The sequence below is a fragment of the Pectobacterium zantedeschiae genome (assembly GCF_004137795.1).
GTDB classification, from domain to species: Bacteria; Pseudomonadota; Gammaproteobacteria; order Enterobacterales; family Enterobacteriaceae; genus Pectobacterium; species Pectobacterium zantedeschiae.
The window spans coordinates 1,642,915-1,663,126 of record NZ_NWTM01000001.1; the positions used below are offsets into that span (position 1 = coordinate 1,642,915).

20 protein-coding genes, 1 tRNA gene and 3 pseudogenes are annotated in these 20,212 nt (G+C 39.6%); 14 read left to right on the forward strand and 10 right to left on the reverse strand.

The annotated features are described in order from the left end of the window. The first annotated feature begins 49 nt into the window (after window positions 1-49). The 3 genes and pseudogenes from CLR69_RS07465 to CLR69_RS23130 form a co-directional block, all read left to right on the forward strand. Window positions 50-126: transfer RNA gene (locus CLR69_RS07465), tRNA-Pro, on the forward strand. 217 nt (window positions 127-343) lie between these two features. Then, the gene (locus CLR69_RS07470) at window positions 344-1,573 is read left to right on the forward strand and encodes an integrase domain-containing protein (protein ID WP_121265076.1); all 1,230 of its coding nucleotides are present in this window, start codon (window positions 344-346) and stop codon (window positions 1,571-1,573) included. Between the two features lie 20 nt (window positions 1,574-1,593). After that, window positions 1,594-1,785, forward strand: a pseudogene (locus tag CLR69_RS23130) (integrase); the annotation flags it as partial. A gap of 341 nt (window positions 1,786-2,126) precedes the next feature. On the opposite strand, the gene CLR69_RS07480 reads toward CLR69_RS23130, so the two are convergent. The 4 genes from CLR69_RS07480 to CLR69_RS07495 all read right to left on the reverse strand — a co-directional run bounded on the left by CLR69_RS07480 (window position 2,127) and on the right by CLR69_RS07495 (window position 5,646). Next, a complete protein-coding gene (locus CLR69_RS07480) occupies window positions 2,127-2,828 on the reverse strand; it encodes a hypothetical protein (RefSeq protein ID WP_129711496.1) in 702 nt (233 codons plus the stop codon). Between the two features lie 31 nt (window positions 2,829-2,859). Then, window positions 2,860-3,054 (reverse strand): hypothetical protein, encoded by a 195-nt coding sequence (locus CLR69_RS07485; RefSeq protein WP_129711497.1) that lies wholly within the window; start codon window positions 3,052-3,054, stop codon window positions 2,860-2,862. Window positions 3,055-3,340: 286 nt separating this feature from the next. Further along, window positions 3,341-5,080 carry an AIPR family protein gene (locus tag CLR69_RS07490; protein ID WP_129711498.1) on the reverse strand — a complete coding sequence of 580 codons (1,740 nt, stop codon included), beginning with the start codon at window positions 5,078-5,080 and terminating at the stop codon, window positions 3,341-3,343. Between the two features lie 371 nt (window positions 5,081-5,451). After that, entirely contained in the window at window positions 5,452-5,646 is a 195-nt protein-coding gene (locus tag CLR69_RS07495) for a toxin-antitoxin system HicB family antitoxin (RefSeq protein ID WP_129711499.1), read from the reverse strand. A gap of 243 nt (window positions 5,647-5,889) precedes the next feature. Here CLR69_RS07495 and CLR69_RS22850 point away from each other — a divergent pair, with 243 nt between their 5' ends. The 10 genes and pseudogenes from CLR69_RS22850 to CLR69_RS07535 all read left to right on the forward strand — a co-directional run bounded on the left by CLR69_RS22850 (window position 5,890) and on the right by CLR69_RS07535 (window position 12,240). Next, on the forward strand, window positions 5,890-6,066 hold the full coding sequence (locus tag CLR69_RS22850; protein WP_015730165.1) for a hypothetical protein: 177 nt from the start codon (window positions 5,890-5,892) through the stop codon (window positions 6,064-6,066). Between the two features lie 531 nt (window positions 6,067-6,597). After that, on the forward strand, window positions 6,598-6,768 hold the full coding sequence (locus tag CLR69_RS22855; RefSeq protein WP_165345952.1) for a hypothetical protein: 171 nt from the start codon (window positions 6,598-6,600) through the stop codon (window positions 6,766-6,768). 289 nt (window positions 6,769-7,057) lie between these two features. Then, window positions 7,058-7,258: a hypothetical protein gene (locus CLR69_RS07500; protein ID WP_129711500.1), complete on the forward strand. Its 201-nt coding sequence runs from the start codon at window positions 7,058-7,060 to the stop codon at window positions 7,256-7,258. A 464-nt stretch (window positions 7,259-7,722) separates the two neighbouring features. Next, window positions 7,723-8,094, forward strand: a complete 372-nt coding sequence (locus CLR69_RS07505; RefSeq protein ID WP_129711501.1) for a hypothetical protein — start codon at window positions 7,723-7,725, stop codon at window positions 8,092-8,094. After that, entirely contained in the window at window positions 8,069-9,391 is a 1,323-nt protein-coding gene (locus tag CLR69_RS07510; protein ID WP_129711502.1) for a relaxase/mobilization nuclease domain-containing protein, read from the forward strand. Before CLR69_RS07505 ends, CLR69_RS07510 begins: the two co-directional genes overlap by 26 nt. 318 nt (window positions 9,392-9,709) lie before the next feature. Continuing rightward, window positions 9,710-10,507, forward strand: a complete 798-nt coding sequence (locus tag CLR69_RS07515) for a hypothetical protein (protein ID WP_129711503.1) — start codon at window positions 9,710-9,712, stop codon at window positions 10,505-10,507. A 35-nt stretch (window positions 10,508-10,542) separates the two neighbouring features. After that, on the forward strand, window positions 10,543-10,917 hold the full coding sequence (locus tag CLR69_RS07520; protein ID WP_129711504.1) for an META domain-containing protein: 375 nt from the start codon (window positions 10,543-10,545) through the stop codon (window positions 10,915-10,917). A 26-nt stretch (window positions 10,918-10,943) separates the two neighbouring features. Beyond that, window positions 10,944-11,267, forward strand: a complete 324-nt coding sequence (locus CLR69_RS07525; protein WP_242451566.1) for a hypothetical protein — start codon at window positions 10,944-10,946, stop codon at window positions 11,265-11,267. Window positions 11,268-11,471: 204 nt separating this feature from the next. After that, a pseudogene (locus CLR69_RS07530) lies at window positions 11,472-11,750 on the forward strand (integrase core domain-containing protein); the annotation flags it as partial. A 172-nt stretch (window positions 11,751-11,922) separates the two neighbouring features. Next, the gene (locus tag CLR69_RS07535; RefSeq protein WP_129711505.1) at window positions 11,923-12,240 is read left to right on the forward strand and encodes a hypothetical protein; all 318 of its coding nucleotides are present in this window, start codon (window positions 11,923-11,925) and stop codon (window positions 12,238-12,240) included. A 153-nt stretch (window positions 12,241-12,393) separates the two neighbouring features. On the opposite strand, the pseudogene CLR69_RS07540 reads toward CLR69_RS07535, so the two are convergent. Then, window positions 12,394-13,567 (reverse strand): annotated as a pseudogene (locus CLR69_RS07540) (IS3 family transposase). 420 nt (window positions 13,568-13,987) lie between these two features. On the opposite strand from CLR69_RS07540, the gene CLR69_RS07545 reads away from it, so the two are divergent. Beyond that, window positions 13,988-14,365 (forward strand): hypothetical protein, encoded by a 378-nt coding sequence (locus CLR69_RS07545; RefSeq protein ID WP_129711506.1) that lies wholly within the window; start codon window positions 13,988-13,990, stop codon window positions 14,363-14,365. Between the two features lie 90 nt (window positions 14,366-14,455). On the opposite strand, the gene CLR69_RS07550 is transcribed toward CLR69_RS07545, so the two are convergent. The 5 genes from CLR69_RS07550 to CLR69_RS07570 all read right to left on the reverse strand — a co-directional run bounded on the left by CLR69_RS07550 (window position 14,456) and on the right by CLR69_RS07570 (window position 19,594). Beyond that, window positions 14,456-14,866 carry a hypothetical protein gene (locus tag CLR69_RS07550; RefSeq protein WP_129711507.1) on the reverse strand — a complete coding sequence of 137 codons (411 nt, stop codon included), beginning with the start codon at window positions 14,864-14,866 and terminating at the stop codon, window positions 14,456-14,458. Between the two features lie 98 nt (window positions 14,867-14,964). Further along, window positions 14,965-15,381 carry a hypothetical protein gene (locus tag CLR69_RS07555; protein WP_129711508.1) on the reverse strand — a complete coding sequence of 139 codons (417 nt, stop codon included), beginning with the start codon at window positions 15,379-15,381 and terminating at the stop codon, window positions 14,965-14,967. A gap of 43 nt (window positions 15,382-15,424) precedes the next feature. After that, window positions 15,425-17,110, reverse strand: coding sequence for a DNA-binding protein (locus CLR69_RS07560; RefSeq protein ID WP_129711509.1), 1,686 nt, complete (start codon window positions 17,108-17,110; stop codon window positions 15,425-15,427). After that, window positions 17,103-18,407, reverse strand: coding sequence for a site-specific integrase (locus CLR69_RS07565; protein WP_129711510.1), 1,305 nt, complete (start codon window positions 18,405-18,407; stop codon window positions 17,103-17,105). The genes CLR69_RS07560 and CLR69_RS07565 overlap by 8 nt, the downstream gene beginning before the upstream one ends. Beyond that, on the reverse strand, window positions 18,404-19,594 hold the full coding sequence (locus CLR69_RS07570; RefSeq protein WP_129711511.1) for a tyrosine-type recombinase/integrase: 1,191 nt from the start codon (window positions 19,592-19,594) through the stop codon (window positions 18,404-18,406). The genes CLR69_RS07565 and CLR69_RS07570 overlap by 4 nt, the downstream gene beginning before the upstream one ends. Between the last annotated feature and the right edge of the window lie 618 nt (window positions 19,595-20,212).

Genomic DNA, 20,212 nt, shown 5'->3' on the forward strand with positions numbered 1-20,212 from the left:
CTGGCTATTGCAATAAGGTCAGGAAAAGGTAGTATAAATACCACTGCATCGGCACGTAGCGCAGCCTGGTAGCGCACCGTCATGGGGTGTCGGGGGTCGGAGGTTCAAATCCTCTCGTGCCGACCAAATTCCCCCCAACGTTTTGTCTACTGAAGTCCAGACAAGACTATAAAGAACAGATTAAACAGTAGGTTGCATAAACCTGCTGTTTTTCTGTTGTCTACTGAATTCCATATTGATACATTGAAATCCACACTTTTTAGGCATAGATATAGGCATACGACGCAACATGTAGCCTAAACCCTATGCCTAAACAGCTTTGCGGATTTGATTGGAGAGCGATATGGCACGTCAGACAAAGCCCCTGAACAATACTGAGGTCAAAAGCGCCAAGGCAACTGACCGTGCCGTCACCCTCTACGATGGAGACGGTTTAGAATTACAGGTCACTCCGAGCGGTTCAAAACTCTGGCGTTTTCGCTACTACAAACCCTTCACTCGCAAACGTGCAATGATTAGCCTTGGCTCTTACCCTTCGGTATCTCTTGCCGAAGCACGTAAGCTCCGTGAAGATGCACGGCTTCTTCTTAGCAAAGACGTTGATCCGCAGGAGCATAAGCAAGCAGAGCAATCACGGCAAAAAAATGCTACAGAAAACACATTTGAAAAAGTGGCTGCCGAATGGTTTAAAACTAAAGAATCAGCAGGTTTGGCAACACATACGTTGAACGATATCTGGCGCTCCATGAGCAAGTATGTGTTCCCACACATTGGCTCTATGCCTATTGCTAACATCACGGCTCAACGATTTATTGGAGCGTTAGAACCCACTCATGCGGCTGGAAGACTTGAAACGGTTAAACGTCTTAGTCAGCGTATTAATGAAGTCATGGATTATGCCCTCAACTCTGGTCTGGTATCTGTAAATCCAGCCGCACGAATTGGACGAACATTCCATAAGCCGAAGGTGAAGCATCGCCCTGCCCTCTTGCCAGAGCAATTACCACTTCTGATGAAAACACTGTCATTTGCCAGCATTGGGCGACAAACCCGCTGCCTTATCGAATGGCAATTACTCACCATGACTCGACCAGCCGAAGCTGCCGAATCACGCTGGGATGAAATCGATTTTGACGCAAAAGAATGGCGTATTCCTGCGGGCCGTATGAAGATGAAGCGTGAGCACGTTATCCCACTCTCAGAGCAGGCGCTGGGGATTCTGGAAGTCATGAAGCCCATCAGTAAGCACAGGGATTATGTCTTCCCCGGATATCGTAATCCACTTGAGCCAATGAACAGCCAGACAGCGAACATGGCACTCAAACGTATGGGCTTCAAAGATATGCTTGTAGCTCATGGTATGAGAGCCATTGCTTCGACCATCCTCAATGAAAAAGGATTTCCCCCTGATGTAATCGAAGCAGCGTTAGCGCATATCGATACTAATGAAGTCAGGAGAGCCTATAACAGGGCGCAGTATCTTGAACAGCGCAGAGAAATGATGGCTTGGTGGGGAGAGCATGTTGAGTCAGCTTCATATGGTAAAACAAGCATCATTTCTGTCGCTGGCTAAGTTAGCCATTACAGCAAATGAGCAACTTACAGTCCCGGAACAGGAAATATCATGTTAGTCACCAGGAACGCAACTCTGTGCGAGCCGCTTATATCCACAAAGCTGAACATCTCGATGAGCGTAAACTGATGCTGCAATGGTGGGCTAATTTTCTGGATGCGAACCGCAGTGGTGTAGTTAGCCCATTTGAGTTTGCGAACAAGAAACAATAACTACTACCCTTTTAGCCCGTTCATGGTGGTTGGGGCTTTTCGATGAATCTCTTTTACTTTAATTTGTAAATGCAAGTTTGAGAAAAATAATGGTGGCTCAATTTTTCCAACGGAACTCTGCAAAGTATTTATGAAAATTGATATAATTATGCCTTAAGGGGAATATATTAAATTAATTTAAAACACACCATCAACAATGGTGATAGCAGGGTTAAAAATCAGGAAAAAAATTTAAGCCATATACACATAGTATACTAGCTATATTTTACCACTAACTTGAGATATATATTTAATGTCATCATTTTATTCCCCTATGCAAGATGAACAAAAAACAGTTAATTTTAATTATTACTAATAAATATTCTTTTAATAGCAATGTTTTTTATTTCACAATATTTAATAATTAATTTATCACTATTCAAATTTGAAGTTAGTTTTAAATTTATATTATCTTTCAACATCCTTCTCTCAACATTTGATATAACTACTCTATCGAGTGATCCATCAGGATTTAGATAGAAATCTTCAAGAATTCCACTATATAGATATGTTTTATTATTAGAGTCAAGCATACAAGTGATTTTAATCATATCAGGTATCGGACTATCTTTCTCAACTATACCGTTTAATTCATAATACCAAGGTAAATTAAAAGAGTAACATGATTCTTTGTTTGGGTTAAATTTAAACCTTAACCACTGCATAATAATTCCCGAGAAGTAGGAAAGTAAAAATATAAAAATGAAATAGATGGAAATCCAATTTACACTAGAAGTAACAGAATCTACCTCTGAAGGTATTAACTTATCATTCACAAGTATTTTAAAAACAATTTTATAATCTATAGTTTTATTTAAAATAACATGAGCTAAAGAGATCGCAATAATATGCATTATTAACGCAACAAAAAAGGCTTGAGCAGATGAGGCATCTAAGCTTTTCTTTTCTAATGATATATTCTCTTTTTTATCATACTTACTTAAATACAAAAAACCGGGAAGCACTAATAACAAAATAAAGAACGCCGTAAATGCTATATTCACTTAAATAACTCCATTTATACAAATTAATGTTCTATCTTATTTTTCTAACTGTAAAACCCTCACTATCAGAATATGATTCATCAGATTTTTTTACTTCATAAACATCACCGTTAGATAAAGTTATTTCTCCTACTATCTTCCCACTCATTATAAAGCTGTAAAGTTCATGTTTACCTTTAGAATCAGAACGTATAAAATCAATGCTACCGCTATTTCTAATTTTCATGTTTATGTTCCTTCTTTGAATTATATTTTATATTATAATGTTTTTTGTTTTTTATGTCAAAAATCACATTTTTTATTTTGTAAGACAACCATTACTATCTTAAAAACAAACCTTATCTCTAATAATCACTCTACAAACTACGTAATCATTACCTTATTTTAGGGGGGGTATATATTATTGGCATTGACACATTCTTTTAGCTCATAGTTGCTCGATATGGTTAAAACTGAATTTTAAGAAAAAGCCTCTGTAAAAGGAGGCTATCATTAATACATATGGTTTATTTTCACGCCATATCAAAAAGGCTATAAAGCTCTTTTAGTTTTTTCTGGTTTTCAAATAATCTTGGCATATGACTTGTTGGATAGTGCTCATCAATATAGGCCGATATTCTGTCAAAAGCACTATCTATAGTCGATTCAAATTTTGGCAGAGACGTTGCAGCGATCACTGATGACGAGTTCAAAACATTAAGACAAGAATTCATCGCAATGGAAATCAATACATAACGACCATGGATAACAATTTTTTCATCTCTTTTTATAACACATGTTTTTTCTAACGATAAAAGGTATTGCAAACATGAACGATAAACATTCACTGCATTGATAACTTTAACACTAGTAATACTAGGGTTAAATACGCTTTTATATAAAGGTCCAGATAGACTTTCGAAGAATCGTCCTCTATTAGACTTTAAATTAGCAATGTTTCTTAGAATGAAGTTACAACAAACTAATGCATTTAAAGCATCATCCATATCCATTACATATGAAGATGGATTTGCTTGAGGCATATCACTTCTTTTTATCTCATACTGATAAGGATGCTCCAAGGCAATAGATCTTCTAAGCTCTATTTGGATTGGATCTTTAGAAGCAAAATCTCTAGATGTAACTTTATTTTGATTATTGTTAGCTATAGTTATATCTAATGATATGTTATTTAAATCATTGTCAGCTAAATCCACATCATTATTAATAAGTGATTTAATAAACCTGCAAGATATTTTAACTTTACTCAAGTCATCTGCCGTAACATCACCAGATAAGTAAGCTTTACCAATAGTGCTTATGGTTTGAGCCCCATTAATAACACTCATGTTTTTAAAATCAAAACCACCTGATTCTCTTCTGGTTATATTATTACGTCTTCTAGGTTCGAAAGAGTCAACAAGAATTGTTACGCCATTGTTAAAATAATAGAATAGTTCAGGACGACTAATTAGTGTATCTCTTATTGCTTGATTTACTTCAGAACCATCTCCAAGCCCTCCTCGTATATTCTTCTCAAAAATCTTATCCCCATAATCCTCCCACCAATGGGCGACGATATCCCCAGTAACAATACCATGCACCGCTGGTAAAGGATGATCGCTTAATCCATATTGGAGAACTTCAACATCATCCATATCAATTTTTACAGAATTCGGATTGCTTATAAAGTCCCTTAAATCATCCAAATTTATAATAGATATAGCAGTTGCGTCGGGTCCAATATCATAATTAAGCTCTTTCCTATTTTGATCTATTATACTTTGAACTTCGACACTTAACTGATTTCCTCCACTATAGGAGAAAACAAAAATATATTTGTATGATGCATCATAAGCTTGATCTAAGTCTATTTCTGAACGTCTAAACCTGCTATTAAAAAGATTATATTTCTCTAAAAGAATTTCTTTGCATGAATTAAGAAAATCATTTATTTCACTTCGTCCTATAGAACCATTGCCACTTGAGTCGAATTTTGACTGAACAACTGTCACTGTCCTCTTTTCATGATTAACATGAATAGCATCAACACCATGATCATCGCTTCCATCACAAACACAATCAGCGCAGACATCATACTCTAATTCGTTATTATGAATTTTTACTGATAGTGCAGCAATGCATCGAGACATTAGGTTAAACTCTTTATCTACAGCTTTACTCCCAACATTGCTCATATCTATATGTGTTGCATAATTCTTGGTAAGATACCGCTTTAATGCATGTATAGCTATCTCTCTATTCGTTCCCATCTAATTTAATCCTCATAAAATATGTAGAGCAGACTATTCAAAAATTTTCCTATACTTATCAAAATGATCTCCAACACTCAACGTTCATTCACTGTCCTTCGGAATGAATATAAAATACGTGATGAAGTTCCCGCTATGATATATCAATCTAGAAACCTGAATTTCTCATTTTTTAATCTAACCACAGATCAAAGTGGCATGAATCATTGCTCATAAGAAATTGTATCAATAATTCTAAGCTGTTTACCTGTAATTTTTTATACGTCGCAGCTATTACTAGTAGATCTTCGACTTAATCATTCACTTACATTTCCTGTGAGATAGATTTTGCTAGTTCCTGTGCAAGAACAGGTAAAATAGAGAATGCCTATTCACCCCTTCGGCTCAATCCCCTGATCGCGAAGGTCTTTACGGGCAAGCTCTTTGAACCAATTGCCGAGACTGACGCCTTCTTTTGCTGCGACTTCATCTAACTGTTCACGTAACTCAGGCGAGATCCGAATCTGGAAGGTCGGTGATTTCCCCACGAATGAAGATTTTTTCGTATCTCGTTTTATCGTTGACATGTACGTACCTTTTTCAATATGATAAATTCCATAGGTACGTACACTATCACAAAAGCACATTACACTCATCACCAGTTTCGCCCCTGAAAGGTATTGGCCTACCAGACAGGGGCTGACCACAACGTTATAGGACTAACGACATGGCTATCAGCAAGTCTAGCAATTCCCTATTGGAAGATCAGCACTTTAAGCAATCCAGTAAACGTTATTTTAATCTGTTCTGGCAAGCTACGGAGGTGCGTCTTGTTCGATAACACTCCGTTAGAACAAGAAGAGATCATCGACCAGTGCAGAGCGTTGATCTACGCAGTGATCGAGACCAAACAGCCACAGGTAAAAGAGATCCTGACGTTCATCCTCTGGGAAAGGCTCGACTGGCTATATCAGGATTTTCATTCGACAGAAACTGCACCAATCTAATGATATAAATTTATCTCAATTCCTACTGTTAAATGGATCTGGTCTATATTTAGCCAGATCCTTTTGCATCAATAGTATTGAACGACAAAAGGATAGAAAGATAATAATATCTAAATGGTATTTTTTATTTAGTTTGTACTCTATGAATGGGATATTCACCTTTTGGGAAAGGCTCGACTGAATGCATAAGGATTTCCATGTTAAACAATGTAACTTAAAATTTATGACATTTTATTATTATTACACCCTCAAGTAAATTATCTTGGTAAAAACAGTAGACTGGACATTTTTTCTTGACAGCTTGAATAATTACCATGCTAAATATTACTTTATAAGTAAATCAAATCGTAAATACAATGTATATCAGAAAAATTTAAAAATTATACATTAATTACACATGATTAATCGATTCACCTATCAATACATAAGATAAAAACATCAAAATATTAAAATACAATCATTTTTGTTTATAATAACTCCGAATTCTCAGGAGAATTCTTCTATCATTTTCTATAATTAAGGATATTTATAATGACAAAATCGCCAATCGGAACAACTGGAAAAACAGGGGAAAATTGCCCTGAAAGTGGTGTTTGGAAGGTAGTAGGAAATCCTTCGACTACAGCACCTATTGCAAAAGGGAATCGATTTCCTCCTTATGACGGCAAAGCTGTCACTTGGAAATTAATACAATACGCATAATTTCTGGGCCGCAACTGCGGCCTTATAAAAAATTTCAATTGGTTATTTAACAAATAACATTGTCGATAGCATTCATACATACGAGCAATAAATGAAAAATAAAATCATATCTATTATTACTGTTACCATTGTATTAATGGCATCGTTAATTCTACTGTTTCTTTTATTACTTATACTTACATATATTAGTGTGTTTTATAAAAAATATATTTACTATGTTTTTTTTATAATTCCATTTATATTTGGATATTACAATTACAAATATCTTTACCCTATACATGGAAAAAAAATGAAACATGCCAATGACTTTTTCATCTACGCAGGAGCAACATTTGCAGCATGCTCATTAATAATGAATACCACAAACAACCCTATGGATTTTTTCAACTCAACAATGAAAAATTTAATCGGCTATTTAATAACAACAGCCTTAGCAACCTCAACAGTCATCAAATTACTAATTACTTATGATGAATATAAAAACTCTTAATTTTTTCTATAAAGGAAAAAACATCATTACAAAAATATTCCCATATAAAATGAGAAGTCATAAAACTAATAATATTTACCCCCCATGCTAATTGCCCTAAAGCATCATGTTTTACGTTTGCGACACCAATATTAAAAAGATACATTAAACACAAAAAATTAATTATCAACAAAGAAAAAAAACATATTAACCTTGATGTTTTCATATTACCTCCTTTAATTTATCAGTTACATTACAACCACCATATTATAAAATTTAGTCAACGACTTTTAAATAATTAAACAAGGGCTAACTCTCCGAAGCGCTGCGCTGCTTCTTCGAGTTCTCCCTTGTTTTTTTCGCCCTTCGGTTGAAAAAAATTAAAAGAAAAATCAACATCATGCATTGACATTGTTGGCTTCTGTCATATAAGTAATTCTAAGCATACGGAATATGCTTTTATTTTTATATGAAAAGGAGTTCATATGAGCACGGATAATACTTTTAATAATATCCTTCGCTGCCATTGCGTCAGTGTCAGATTAAATAATGAAGAGTTGTCGCTTCTGAATGAAAGCCGTGGCCGTTATCGCAAAGGTGAATGGCTGCGTATGGCATTTCAGCATAACCTTCCCTCCGTTATTCCCTCTATTAATCTAGAAGCCTGGAAAATCATTGGTGAGATTTCACAGAAGCTGAATAAGCTGGTTGTCCATCTCGATGAGAAAAGTGCAGGAAGCTCCCTCACACAGACAGAACTCTTCGCTGTGAAACGTCAGATCTCAGAGCTTCGCACAAATCTGATCACCGCTAATATGTGGAGAGCTTCCCATGAAGGGAATGCAAAAAATCCGTAGGTGTAAGAGCTTCGCTGGTGTCGTTCTCTATGCATTAAGATCAGGCTCTCACCATAAATGCACACCTAACGTCATTGGTGGAAACATGATGGGAGATATAGCCGGAGATCTGATCGCTGAATTTAATACTACAAAAATGCTTCGCCCTGATGTCGCTAAACCTGTCTGGCACAATTCGCTTCGCCTGCCGAAAAACGAAGCGCTGACAGATGCTCAGTGGTCAAAAATCGCTGATGACTACATGGCACGCATGGGCTTCGCTGAAACGCATCTGAAATGCTATATCCTACATGACGATGCTGACGGCCAACACATTCATATCATAGCCAGCAGAGTTTCTCTATATGCAGGAAAACTCTACCTTGGTAAGAACGAAAATCTCATCAGCACACGTATCATTCAGCAGCTTGAAGAAGATCACCATCTGACAAGAACCAAAGGGCCAGAATCGGGAGCAGCACTATCCCCAGCGTCGCCCTCCCCTAAGCCAAAACGCAAAAAATCACGTAACGAAGCGATGCAGGAGAAAAGGACTGGTGAGCTATGTCCGAAAACCATCATTCAGGAAGCCCTTGATACATTATTAATCAGCAAACTATCAACCACTGAATTTGTGCAGCAGCTTGCCGCACGAAACATCATGGCAGTCCCGAATATCGCTTCCACAGGAAAAATGAACGGCTTCTCATTCGAATACGGTGGGATTGCTTTCAAGGCATCGCAGCTAGGTAAGTGTTACTCCTGGTCTGCCTTACAAAACAGATTCGACTACCAACCTGAACGCGATAATGACTTTCTGTTCTCATTGAAAACCTCTGTTAGTGAAGCATCTGTTAGCGAAGCTCTTGATATGACCATTGCTATAGATGCCCCTGAAATCACAACAGAAGACGTTAACAGTCCCATCGAAACGCTTGCCCTTAATAAAGACGCTGGTCAGGACGAATACGCAATCAATTATCCCAAAGCGCTTCTCCCTGATGCTAATGCCAAAGAAGCGTATGCAACCGAAGCAGTAAAAGAAGCTGGTGCCGGTGGTAAAGAAGCACATGCAACCGAAGCAGTAAAAGAAGCTCCCAATCGAAGCTATGCGATTTCAACGTTCAGATGGTTAGAAACCATCCCCTACCTCAGCACCATCATTGAGGTTCTGAGAAAACTCAGAATCCCTATCCTGAAACGTCCAGGAAGACACAACACAATCACTGGCGGGAAAATAATAGAAATTACGTCGTTAACACCAAAAAACACCATTCAAACTACCCCAAAATCACACCCATCATCATTCCCAATGTAGGGCTGGCAAGGCTTACATCAAGCTCTTCTTCATACAAAAAAGACAAGATTAACGATCGATATAACCGATCTATAAATAAATTATAATAGATTTTATCTATCATAAGTAAACCATCGATCGTTACAAGCGATTTGCTTTGTTTAATCACAACTGTTCAAAATGTAGCTTTGCGATATCTCATAAAATACTGATTTAACTGTTCTATTTACTTATTCAACTAACGAAAGGTTATGAAATGACACAACTCGTCTCATGCATAGTTCCTGACTTCTTCATACATCGAATATGACCTTCACTTTCAGCTATTAAGGAATTTGTATGAGCATTTTACTCATGAGACGTTTTTGGGCTGCATTATTGCTGCCTTTATTTATTGACTGGTTTTCCAGAGGAAATGCCATCGGAGTCTGGTGGCTCTGGCTGCCCGTCACTGCTCCTCTATTGATCTGGACTTTTTTTACCTACAGGAAAAACCGGAAAGAAGACGCTGATTCCAGAGACTGGGTGCGTCAACAATGGAAAGAACAAATCACTACCGAGAAATTTGAGTTTTGCGGTCGGGCATATACATTTCAGGAAACGTTCTCAGGCACGGTCATCAGCTATGACCCGAACAACGATACCCTGTGGGTAAAAAAAGATGACGGAGCCGAAACACAAATCTCTGCGCATGGGTTGGCGTTCAGAGAATCGCATCGTATTAAAAAATACGCATTTCACTGCTATAGCGATCATAACGCTTATACATCATTTGAAGATGCAGTGATTGTTAATAAAACCACCAAAGAGCGACAAATTAACCTCCCCAGAAGATGTTTTGTTGTATCTGGGCCAAGTGCCATTACGCTGCTTCTGGGGCCCAGATTTCAGTTTACTGCTGCAAGCTATAGTTCTGCTATGCCTGTCCCACCTTTTTTTGCTGTTACTTTTATCCTGCTTAATATTATTGCTAACACTTCACTTTGCATTTTTCTTTTCAATTTCGACAACGTCGAACTCTGGCATACCTATTTGCTATCAACACTAGTCTGTCACGCTCTGATCAGGTTGTTAAACATCAGGGTTGACAAGTTTGATATCGAATTCAGACATTTTGTTAAATCATTAACACGTTAAAAATTAATTAATAATAAATCCCAAGGCATATAGTAATGAAAAAACTCATTATCGTCGCATTGGTATCACTCACACTCTCTGGATGTTATTCATTCGGTAATCAAACACTGAAAAATGTAACGCCGGAAGACGTAAAAGCTAAAATCGTGAAAGGAAAAACCACCAAGTCAGAAGTATTAACCGCATTTGGTAAGCCGGATAAACGCATTGCCTCAGATGATGAGGAAAAGTGGTCTTATTCGATGCATAACTACCGCAGTAAACCTACATCATACATTCCTCTTGTCGGGGTGCTGATTGGAGGAACGGATATTGAAGAAAAATCTATCCTCATTACGTTTAAAGGTGAAAAGGTCAATTCCTATGAGTTCAGTGCTGGTGCCAGTGAGATTAAGCACGGAGCCTTTTAACAGGTAGTAATCAGCTAACGAGAGCTATGATGAATAAAAAATTATCTTTGGGGTTACTGGTGCTGTCATTTTTTCTTACCGGCTGCGACAGCGAACCGTCCGATACTGACATTACGAAAGCAATGCAGTCTTTTACTGAAGAAATGAACAAAGGCGCACCGTCTGAATCAGCCAGAGTCGTTTTCAATTCAGCTAAGAAAATCGCTTGTAAAGAAAAAGACAGCGATGGAGGCTACAAATGCACGGTCGAATACAGTGCAAAACTTCCGTTTCTGGGTGAGAAAGCCTCAACCATGGAGTTTAAGTTCTTTAAGTTTGAAGACAAATGGAAAGTTTCACCTTCAAAATAATTGATATGACATAAACAGCATTAGGGAAAGCATCAGTCCGTAGTTTCAGCGCTACGGGCTTTTTCATCTGCATTACCTTAGACTGAACTAACAGTTTTCGCGGACAGAACACAATCAAATCTGACAGGCTGCATTGAGCGAGGAGCGGAAGTTCGGAATGCATACTTACATCGATGCGTCTTAAACAATAGGTAGCAGGTCAGTTCAGCCTACAGGACTCATGATACGCGGGCGTTAGCCCGGTTGCTGGGACTGGAATCTTGCACAACAGCAGTGCGAAGCCCGGAAAGTAACGGCATAGCAGAAAGCTTCGTGAAGACGATAAAACGGGACTACATCAGCATCATGCCGAAACCGAACAGCCAGGCAGCGGTGATGAATCTGGCGGTGGCCTTCAGTCATTACAACGAACATCATCCGCATAGTGCACTGGGATATCGCTCATCACGGGAATATATATGCAGGAAGTTATCGCAACCATAAGAGAGCAAAAACGTCTAGATATATAGGATCAAATCCAATAAATACAAGTTCAGTTCACGGATAAAATGGATTCCGCTCTCTTGATGTTCCTCAATAAGGATGACTAGCATCATTCTTATTAGACTTTTTATAGGTTACTATATAAATCCTACTAAATTTGAAGGAAATATCCATGAGACCATATGTTACTTTCGAATTCCTCAATATAACTAACGACATGATCTCCCATACGTGCTTTAGAGAAACTACAACAGATCATAATCAAGGCTTAGAACTTTTCGAAATGGTTATCTCACCGAATACTGGTGGTGGGGCTATCGTTAAGCATACGGGTAAACTATTAACCTTTTTTGCAGTTGATGGTGATGGCTTACCTTATCTTTATGATATTGGTCAAATGCAAAAAGTTGTTCGTATCAGCGATATGTCATGCTTCGTTGATGGCAAACCTTACGAAGTCTATCGTAATTCGCAGCAGGCAGATCAATAGCAAAAATATTGATGAATTTCATGCCATAATGTCTAAGTTGAAGGGCTAGAACCTTTCTTGACTACCTGCCATATCCCAAAAACCAATCATAACCGGTTGGTTTTTTTATGTCTGCAATTTGACGATCCACAAGGGAGGATAGATTTGTAGTGGTCAAGCAAAACTGGCCACGGCTTTAGAGTTTTCCCAGAACAATCGTTCTGATGCATTCGGCGTCAAACCGCCATTATAGTGATGAGGTCTGAGTCGGCTGTAATATCCCGTGATGTAATTCGTTATCGCTGTGTTGGCTTCGCTAAAATTAGCGTATCCATTATCCGGCACCCAGTCCATTTTCAGACTTCCAAAAAAACGTTCCATTGGGCTGTTATCCCAGCAATTTCCCCAGCGACTCAGGCTTTGCTTTATCTGATATCGCCACAGTAACTGTCTGAAATTTCTGCTGGTATAGTGGCTACCTTGATAAGAATGATACAGCACATTAGCGGGCTTTCCTCGCGCTTCCCAGACCATGGACGCGCTTTACCTGTCAGTGCTGAGTCCGGGGAGAATGACAACGCCCAGCCAACCGGTTTACGGGAAAATAGATCAAGCACAACGGCTAAATAAGCCCAGCGTTTACCCGTCCAGATATAAGTCATATCACCGCACCAGACCTGATTGGGCTCTGTTACTGCAAACTGGCGTCCCAGATAATTGGGGATCTCTACGTGTTCCTTAGACGCTTTCTTATATCGATGACCAGGCTGCTGACAGCTGATGAAATTAAGTTCTTTCATCAGCTTAGTTGCCCGCCAGCGGCTCAGTTTTACGCCTTTGGTAGTGACCATCGCGGCAATATTACGTGCACCTGCGGAGCCATTATTTTCGCGGTAGCTCTCACGAACAAGACTGAGTAATACCACGCGTGTGGCATCAGGCTTCTTTGGCTGCCGCCAGTATTTATAGCTGCTGCGGTGAACCCCAAACACGTTGCACACAACGGCAACAGGAAACCACGCCCTGAGCTTCTCAACTAATGAGAACTGTTCAGGGAGTCTGACATCAAGAACGCGGTAGCCTTTTTTAATATATATCTTTACATTTCAATGTGTTGAAGTCTTTTCTTCAGCTTGCGTATTTCAATCTGCTCAGGTTTCATTGGTGAAGCTATCGGGGATTTTCCCGCTCGATCTTCTTTCAACTGGCGGACCAACTTATCCATCGTGGATTTACCGACATTCATTGCCGTGGCAGCAGCGGCAATGGTGTAATGCTGATCGAGTACAAGCTGGGCAGCTTCGAGGCGAAACTCAGGGCTAAAATTGCGTCTGTTACGTCCGGTCATAATGTCACCTGTTTTTGACTATGAGGCGATGATATCACCTCTATTCAGGTGGCCAAATTAACTATGCCACTACAAAACTCCCCTTCCTGGGTGAAAAAATCTCAACTATGGAGTTTAAGTTCTTTAAATTTGAAGGAAAGTGGAAGATTTCCCCCTCCAAATAACTGATATATCATAAACAGCATTAGGGAAAGCATCAGCCCGTAGTTTCATCGCTACGGGCTTTTTCATCCGCATTACCTTAGACTAAACTAACAGTTTTTGAGGACGGCACACAATCAAATCAGATATGCTGCAACCACCGGTTGAACTCACAACGAAAAACAGACATAAGAATTATCATAACAATATCCTTATCTATCTGATATTGTTATGACAATTGAATTCTTAAATTAACATATAGTCAGGTTGTTCTTCACCATGAAAATAATTTTAGAAACTTTGACGAAAGGGAATGCGAAAGAGAAACTAAGTGTTATTGCTGATCTCACAACCATTGCGGGAATATCGATAGCAACAGTTACCGCAGGTCTGTTAGCCTTGGTCGCAAGGACTGATAAGATAGATGTAGGAAATCTTCTGGGAGTGGTAATAATATCTCTGTTAGCACTAGCTGGGGTTTGCTGTTTTATAGCTGTATTTATTTGGGTTGTAACCAAAATATCGAAACCATGGGGAGCTCCACGAGGGGTTCAGTTCTTAGTGACATGTGCTATCTGGATTTTTTTTATCTGTATGTTTTTACTTTCTATTTCTATCTTTTATGATTTTATCTCCTCGATACGTATATTTTTTTAATACTTATCGAACATCCCATGAAATATACAGGTTATATTACATTTAGCTCTGTGCCGCAACAGTGTCAGATCAGAGCTAATACATTTTTCATCACAATCGACAACCACTCTTCCTGACGCCCGTTGAAGCTCTTATTAGCTTGTTTGCATCATACTTTTTCTTTTCATGCATATAAATACGTTCAGTTCTTCCACCGTTGTTGGTGATGAAACTGATGATGGAGAGAAAAACTTTGTTCAGTCGTGGTTTATCTATCAAATCATCGCTGATTTTTTCGATATGGCAATAGTAAGAGAGAAGCAAAAAGCTCAACACCACTTCACGATTCGAGAACGTCAGATTTTCTATGTCTTGTTGATACTTAATGTAAAATCCTGCGCAAAAAAGATAAGACTGCGCTGTGATTTCTGCCTCTGAAAAACCAGACTCGTTAAGTTTATCAACGAACCTGTCCAGCAACAGCAGATATCTTTCCATTATATTCATATTTATTTTTTTCATAGCTATGCATCCTTGCATTAAAATGATTAATATTGTCGTCCTGACAAGATATAGATATCATCATTAAATTAAAAATCAAGTGATTAGTAAAAATATATTTACGCTGTCTGTTTTATTTTACAGCCTTTCTTCTTTTCGGGTAATGGTGCATTAAGATGGTGTAATTTCATACCACATTTATAGGCATTATACTGCCACAATGTGAACTGTTCTTTATAACGGTTATTTTGCTGTTCAAGAATTTCCATGTTTTTCTCAAGATGTCTTATTCTTTGCGCCGCAATTTTCAGACTGGCCGGTTTCTTTGGTGCAATCTGGCTTGCCTGTATCATTTTCTTTTTCATTAAATAGGCAGCCACGATATCCTCATACATATTTAATGACTGACGACTGGGTTTCTTTCCGATAAAACTGGCAACTTCAATACAAAGCGCTTCCCATGTCAACTTTCCTTTCCAGAGATGAAGGGTATTTTTTATTATCGTGATATCTGATGCGGTTAAATGTTTTGCCATACTGCCTCCTGAGGATTAATTTTATAAGTTATATTTTCATTTTTTATTTCTGCATTTTCTCTAAAACCGATAATACAGCTTCGTGATGCGCCACCCACTTATCAGCACCAAAATACTCGTCTTTCACCGCCTTTTTCGCTATCTGAAGGTGCTGACGGATTTTTTCGATACGCTCATGCTCATTCATTCCCTCTGCCCAGCCATAATACAACATGCTGGCTAATTTCTGACAGGGGAGCATCAGATAATCATGAACGCAATAACCGTAGGGCGTGACGTGAACTGCACCGTGATCCGGCTCTTCTGTGATAACGGGGATACTGACAGGCAGCGTGTAGCCGCGAGCGCCCAGCTTCAGTCCCTGGATTTTCTTGCGCATCTCTTCCTGAGAAACATGGTTATAGGCACGGTTCTGTATGACACTGACCCTGCCTGACCATTTGGCGATGTCCAGTTCGGAGAGTTCACCATGATGCGCCAGCGTGTTGAGAAGGTGTCTCGGCTGATGGGAGCGCAGAAATAAGGGGCTCCCTTCATCATCGGTATAACCATGACGCGCAAAGATGTTCTTCACCGCGCCGGAAGATGTCATCTTCGCGATATTAGATTCAAAGAAATGATACGCTGGCCTGCAAATCTGAAAAGCTCTTGTCTGTCTTTTCTCACAGCACTGATATTTGTTCAGCAGACACAGCGCGTTGCTGTATGGCACGAGTTTTTCTTTATCAAACCAGGGGAAATCCGCAGGCAGAGCCTGCATCACATCGGGTGAGAGCGGCTCTTTCATGGAAGACTCAGGTGAAGCCCGTTTTCCTGAGTGTTTTTGCTTTTCTGCCCGTCGCGCGACTGAACGTGCATTTTCCGACAGGCTGCGCAACCGGCTGACTGCTTTTCTGGCGACAGGCACCATAACATCCGGCACCCACTTGATTGTGGCTCCATAGCCCTTGACGGCATGAAAGCGAAGCCCGTAACGCTCCACGCCATTTTTATCTTTTCGGGTGATCTCACAGTCTGCCGGTAATGCCAGAATTTCTGAAATACGGCTTGGTGAGCACATCAGCAAGGCAAAAACTGAGGTGGTAAACAAATCACGCTCACTGAGTTCATCATCCGGTCGTGAAAAAATTTCAGCGATGGCGAATACAGCCCGTTCGTCCGGTAATTTATGCTTTCTGTCGGGATCGTCTTTCTCAGGAAGGTAGTGATTTTTCATATCCGGTTTAGTCGGATTGCGCCAGCGAAAAAAACCACAGGTGACGAAGTGATGATCCGTAAGAAACTGCGCCAGTTTCTCAAGCTGTGCGCCACACTGGTATAACACATTACTTTCATAATACTGTCTGGCTGCCTGCATCGCTTCATCCAGCACTAAAACCGACGTGTTATAGATATGGGCATTCTGGCAAACCTGCAACAACGCTTTTTCCAGACACTTCAGTGCCATGAGTGCCGCACCGTGATGTTTGACCGGACGTAAAGCCTGATTATAGCGAAGGTAGCTTTTGGCAAAAGAAATGAAATCGCTGTCCATGACATCTTCATGTCTCAATACACGTCTCCCCGTCCCCAGCTTGCGGAACGTTGCAATGCCTTTCCAGACAGGCGAATACCAGTCCAAATCCGCACCAAATACGGTAAGCTTATCCCGGCAAAAAACAGTAAAAGCGGCGGTATTCCTTTCCACACTCAATGCAGCCTGAGATTTGAATACGGTCACATTACCCATGCGCCACCTCGTTATTACAGTGGTGAGTGAAAGATCTGAAATAAAGGCACTGATGGCACGGAATGGCTGTCGTGCAGGATAAGCCGCTTTTTTCTTTCGGCTTTGCCTTCCCAAGAAAAACATCGGCAAAAAAGGATAATTTGTCGGAAACTGCCTGATTAATCCTGATGACACTGTCAGGTAAATTTTCAACATAAATTCCGGCACAGGCAGGGGAAGAATGATCTAACAGTTCCGCAATAAGCTGCACATCATACCCGTCCCGTGCCATTCTGGTTCCAAGGGTATAACGGAGCCGTCGCGAACTTATTTTCATGATTTCACCGGTTCTTTCAGAGATGACTTGCTCTGCGTTCACCACTTTCAGCAGTGCAGCATTCACCCTGTTTCGGGAAGCGTGAAGCCTGTCCGAAGCCAGTAACGCCGTCATATTCTGACCTTGTCTCAGATGACATACCGACTCACACAGAAAAACAGGCACGTCCTCTTTTTCTGTAGGTTGAAGCGCACGGCCAAGAATATGTTCAATCCGGCTTACCGACGCCTCAGCCTGCTGCCTGACAATATCAAACAGATATTCATCAACGTTCAGGAGTCTGAAGGTCGCCCTGAATCCGAGCCTCTGTTTTACTCTGGGGAAATTGATGAAACAGCCCCCCTCCCCCTTACCCTCTTCTTTTATGTCCCGGTATTTTAATGAGGTGATTTGCAATGACCGTCTCCCGGTCAGGCTGACCAGCAATGCCATCGCAGCCTCAGACAGTGTGATATGACCGTTTTCTCTGGCCCGGTGGATCGCCTTATTTAATTCGCTATGCTCCGTATCCGTTAAGGGACCTTTTTCCGGGTTTTCCTGTTTTACAACGTCTCCGGGCGCTTTAACCTTTATTCTCATGGCTTTCAACAGAGTAATAGCTCTCTCATCGATACCTTTATAACCCAGAAAATGCCACTTAATCAGAAAACATCTCAGCGTCACCAGACTTGCCAGCGGTGTTGCGGGTGAGCCTTTGTAATTCAGGATCGCTGATTCATTAATGTAACCAGGAGACGTCTCACGGATAAAACGCTTCATGCTGTTATTGATATTTACCACGTAACCCGCACTCCGTTTACTGGCAAAAAAAGCCAGTGTATTGAGATAACCCTCATGCAATGACGGGGGTAATGTTTGCAAGACAGAACAAACATCGACCGTATTATTTTTATCCAGATGCCAATACGTATCGGAGAGAGAAAATGAATAACCTGACTGTGTTACCATTAAATGGGATTGGTTTTCTTTCACTTTATTCATCGCATCTCCTTGATTATTTTTTTCTGAACATGCCGTGAAATTTTATTGGCTTCTGTAATAATGTGTCTTATGTTGTAGATCTTCTCCATCTCAGATCCCGGCACCCAGCCCATTAAATACCCTCTGCATTGCCCTTCTCCTACCTCAGAAAGATCATGGGCGTCTGACATGGAGGAAAAATTATCATTCCATGTATGTCTCAGTTGATGTCCTGTTAACCCGTATAATTCCGGTGAGCATTGACTAATCGTATTGATGATTTTCCGGTAAGCCGACATCGACAAGGGTTTTCCCTGTGTATTCCCTTTCTTGTAGGTAATAAAAAGAAAATCATTTTTCTTTGCATTTTTTATTTTTCGCCTGTCGTTCTGGATATAATTATATAATTCAGACATAACTTCTTCATCAGAAGTGAACTCCCTTCCCCGCGTTTTGACAAGAGGCTGCTTAACCCTTGGATCTGATTTGTCATTGGCGCGGCGTTGGATAGTGATAGAGGAAGAAGCAAAATTAATATCACTGATCCTGAGATTTAAAAGTTCACCGGCTCTGATCCCATAACTGAAAAGTAATACAATGATGAGTCTGTTCCGTGCCTGAACCTCAGGAGAAAATGGATTCAATTCAGACTCAACGCTGACAACTTTAAATAAAATATCTCTCTGCGCCTTCGTTAAGGATTTTTCAGGGATATAGTCACGATATCCATCAGAATTAGGCCTTTTATTTTTCAGATCAACCACCATCCTCATGATCTTGTCGTCAAGGTTTACGTCTACCGAATGTGGTAAGTGATACCGGCATAGCCAGTCAAGATAATGACAAATGAATGTCAGTCTGGAATACTTTGTCGGCTCTTTCACTCCTCGACTACCGGACAGTTTTTTTCTATTTTTGAAGTTTTCCGAAGCGAAATCAGCCAGCGCATCGATTTCATGAGAGCTTAAAAATTTCAGTCGGGTGATCCGATCCACGATGTCTATTTCTCTCATATACAAAAATCGATAAAATAACACCAGACTTCCGGCAACCGCCTCCATCGAGTTGATCGACACAGACTCTTTCCTGACGTTCGTCATCATATAGAGATTAGGATCAAAAAGTGGCTCTCCAGTCCTGCTGTTAATAACATGGCAATATCGCTCACCATTACTAAACATAAATGTATTCATTTTAATATGATCCATGACCTCTCCTTGAGATATTTTACAAAAGCACTCTAGGTGCAATATATTATTAAATCATGAATAGATAATTTACAAAAAAATCATAAAAAAATGGCAAGAAATAATTATTAAACTTCTTTTTCATCAATTAGATAATAACGATATATTTTACATTTAATATCTATGGTGATCTTAATTGCCATCCAGTGTCTTTTGTTCTTCCGTCCAGAAAGGATAGTTGAACTAGCCTGAACGACTAGTTACTGATCACCCTTTCCAGATTTCCTATCACTTGAATAGCGTGGATCTAATGTAATACTTTACCCTCTGAAGGTTCGAAGTTTGAGGCAATATTTTCTGTTGGTGGGCTGACTTTGACTTTTAGGCATAGCTATAGGCATATATCAAATATCAATATGAGAAATAAATTATATATTCCAATTATTTATAATGCTTACTTTAATCCTTTCGTGCAAAACTATAAAGAACAGATTAAACAGTAGGTTGCATAAGCCTGCTGTTTTTCTGTTGTCTACTGAATTCCATATTGATACATTGAAATCCACACTTTTTAGGCATAGATATAGGCATACGACGCAACATGTAGCCTAAACCCTATGCCTAAACAGCTTTGCGGAT

Excerpts from the sequence above, each read along its gene's own strand:
- CLR69_RS07495 (WP_129711499.1), bottom strand. The coding sequence starts at position 5,646 with ATGTCAACGATAAAACGAGATACGAAAAAATCTTCATTCGTGGGGAAA.
- CLR69_RS07470 (WP_121265076.1), top strand. The coding sequence starts at position 344 with ATGGCACGTCAGACAAAGCCCCTGAACAATACTGAGGTCAAAAGCGCC.
- CLR69_RS07535 (WP_129711505.1), top strand. The coding sequence starts at position 11,923 with ATGAGACCATATGTTACTTTCGAATTCCTCAATATAACTAACGACATG.
- CLR69_RS07545 (WP_129711506.1), top strand. The coding sequence starts at position 13,988 with ATGAAAATAATTTTAGAAACTTTGACGAAAGGGAATGCGAAAGAGAAA.
- CLR69_RS07520 (WP_129711504.1), top strand. The coding sequence starts at position 10,543 with ATGAAAAAACTCATTATCGTCGCATTGGTATCACTCACACTCTCTGGA.
- CLR69_RS07560 (WP_129711509.1), bottom strand. The coding sequence starts at position 17,110 with ATGGGTAATGTGACCGTATTCAAATCTCAGGCTGCATTGAGTGTGGAA.
- CLR69_RS07500 (WP_129711500.1), top strand. The coding sequence starts at position 7,058 with ATGAAACATGCCAATGACTTTTTCATCTACGCAGGAGCAACATTTGCA.
- CLR69_RS07515 (WP_129711503.1), top strand. The coding sequence starts at position 9,710 with ATGAGCATTTTACTCATGAGACGTTTTTGGGCTGCATTATTGCTGCCT.
- CLR69_RS07490 (WP_129711498.1), bottom strand. The coding sequence starts at position 5,080 with ATGGGAACGAATAGAGAGATAGCTATACATGCATTAAAGCGGTATCTT.
- CLR69_RS07510 (WP_129711502.1), top strand. The coding sequence starts at position 8,069 with ATGAAGGGAATGCAAAAAATCCGTAGGTGTAAGAGCTTCGCTGGTGTC.
- CLR69_RS07565 (WP_129711510.1), bottom strand. The coding sequence starts at position 18,407 with ATGAATAAAGTGAAAGAAAACCAATCCCATTTAATGGTAACACAGTCA.
- CLR69_RS07555 (WP_129711508.1), bottom strand. The coding sequence starts at position 15,381 with ATGGCAAAACATTTAACCGCATCAGATATCACGATAATAAAAAATACC.
- CLR69_RS07550 (WP_129711507.1), bottom strand. The coding sequence starts at position 14,866 with ATGAAAAAAATAAATATGAATATAATGGAAAGATATCTGCTGTTGCTG.
- CLR69_RS22855 (WP_165345952.1), top strand. The coding sequence starts at position 6,598 with ATGACAAAATCGCCAATCGGAACAACTGGAAAAACAGGGGAAAATTGC.
- CLR69_RS07525 (WP_242451566.1), top strand. The coding sequence starts at position 10,944 with ATGATGAATAAAAAATTATCTTTGGGGTTACTGGTGCTGTCATTTTTT.
- CLR69_RS07505 (WP_129711501.1), top strand. The coding sequence starts at position 7,723 with ATGAGCACGGATAATACTTTTAATAATATCCTTCGCTGCCATTGCGTC.
- CLR69_RS07570 (WP_129711511.1), bottom strand. The coding sequence starts at position 19,594 with ATGGATCATATTAAAATGAATACATTTATGTTTAGTAATGGTGAGCGA.
- CLR69_RS07485 (WP_129711497.1), bottom strand. The coding sequence starts at position 3,054 with ATGAAAATTAGAAATAGCGGTAGCATTGATTTTATACGTTCTGATTCT.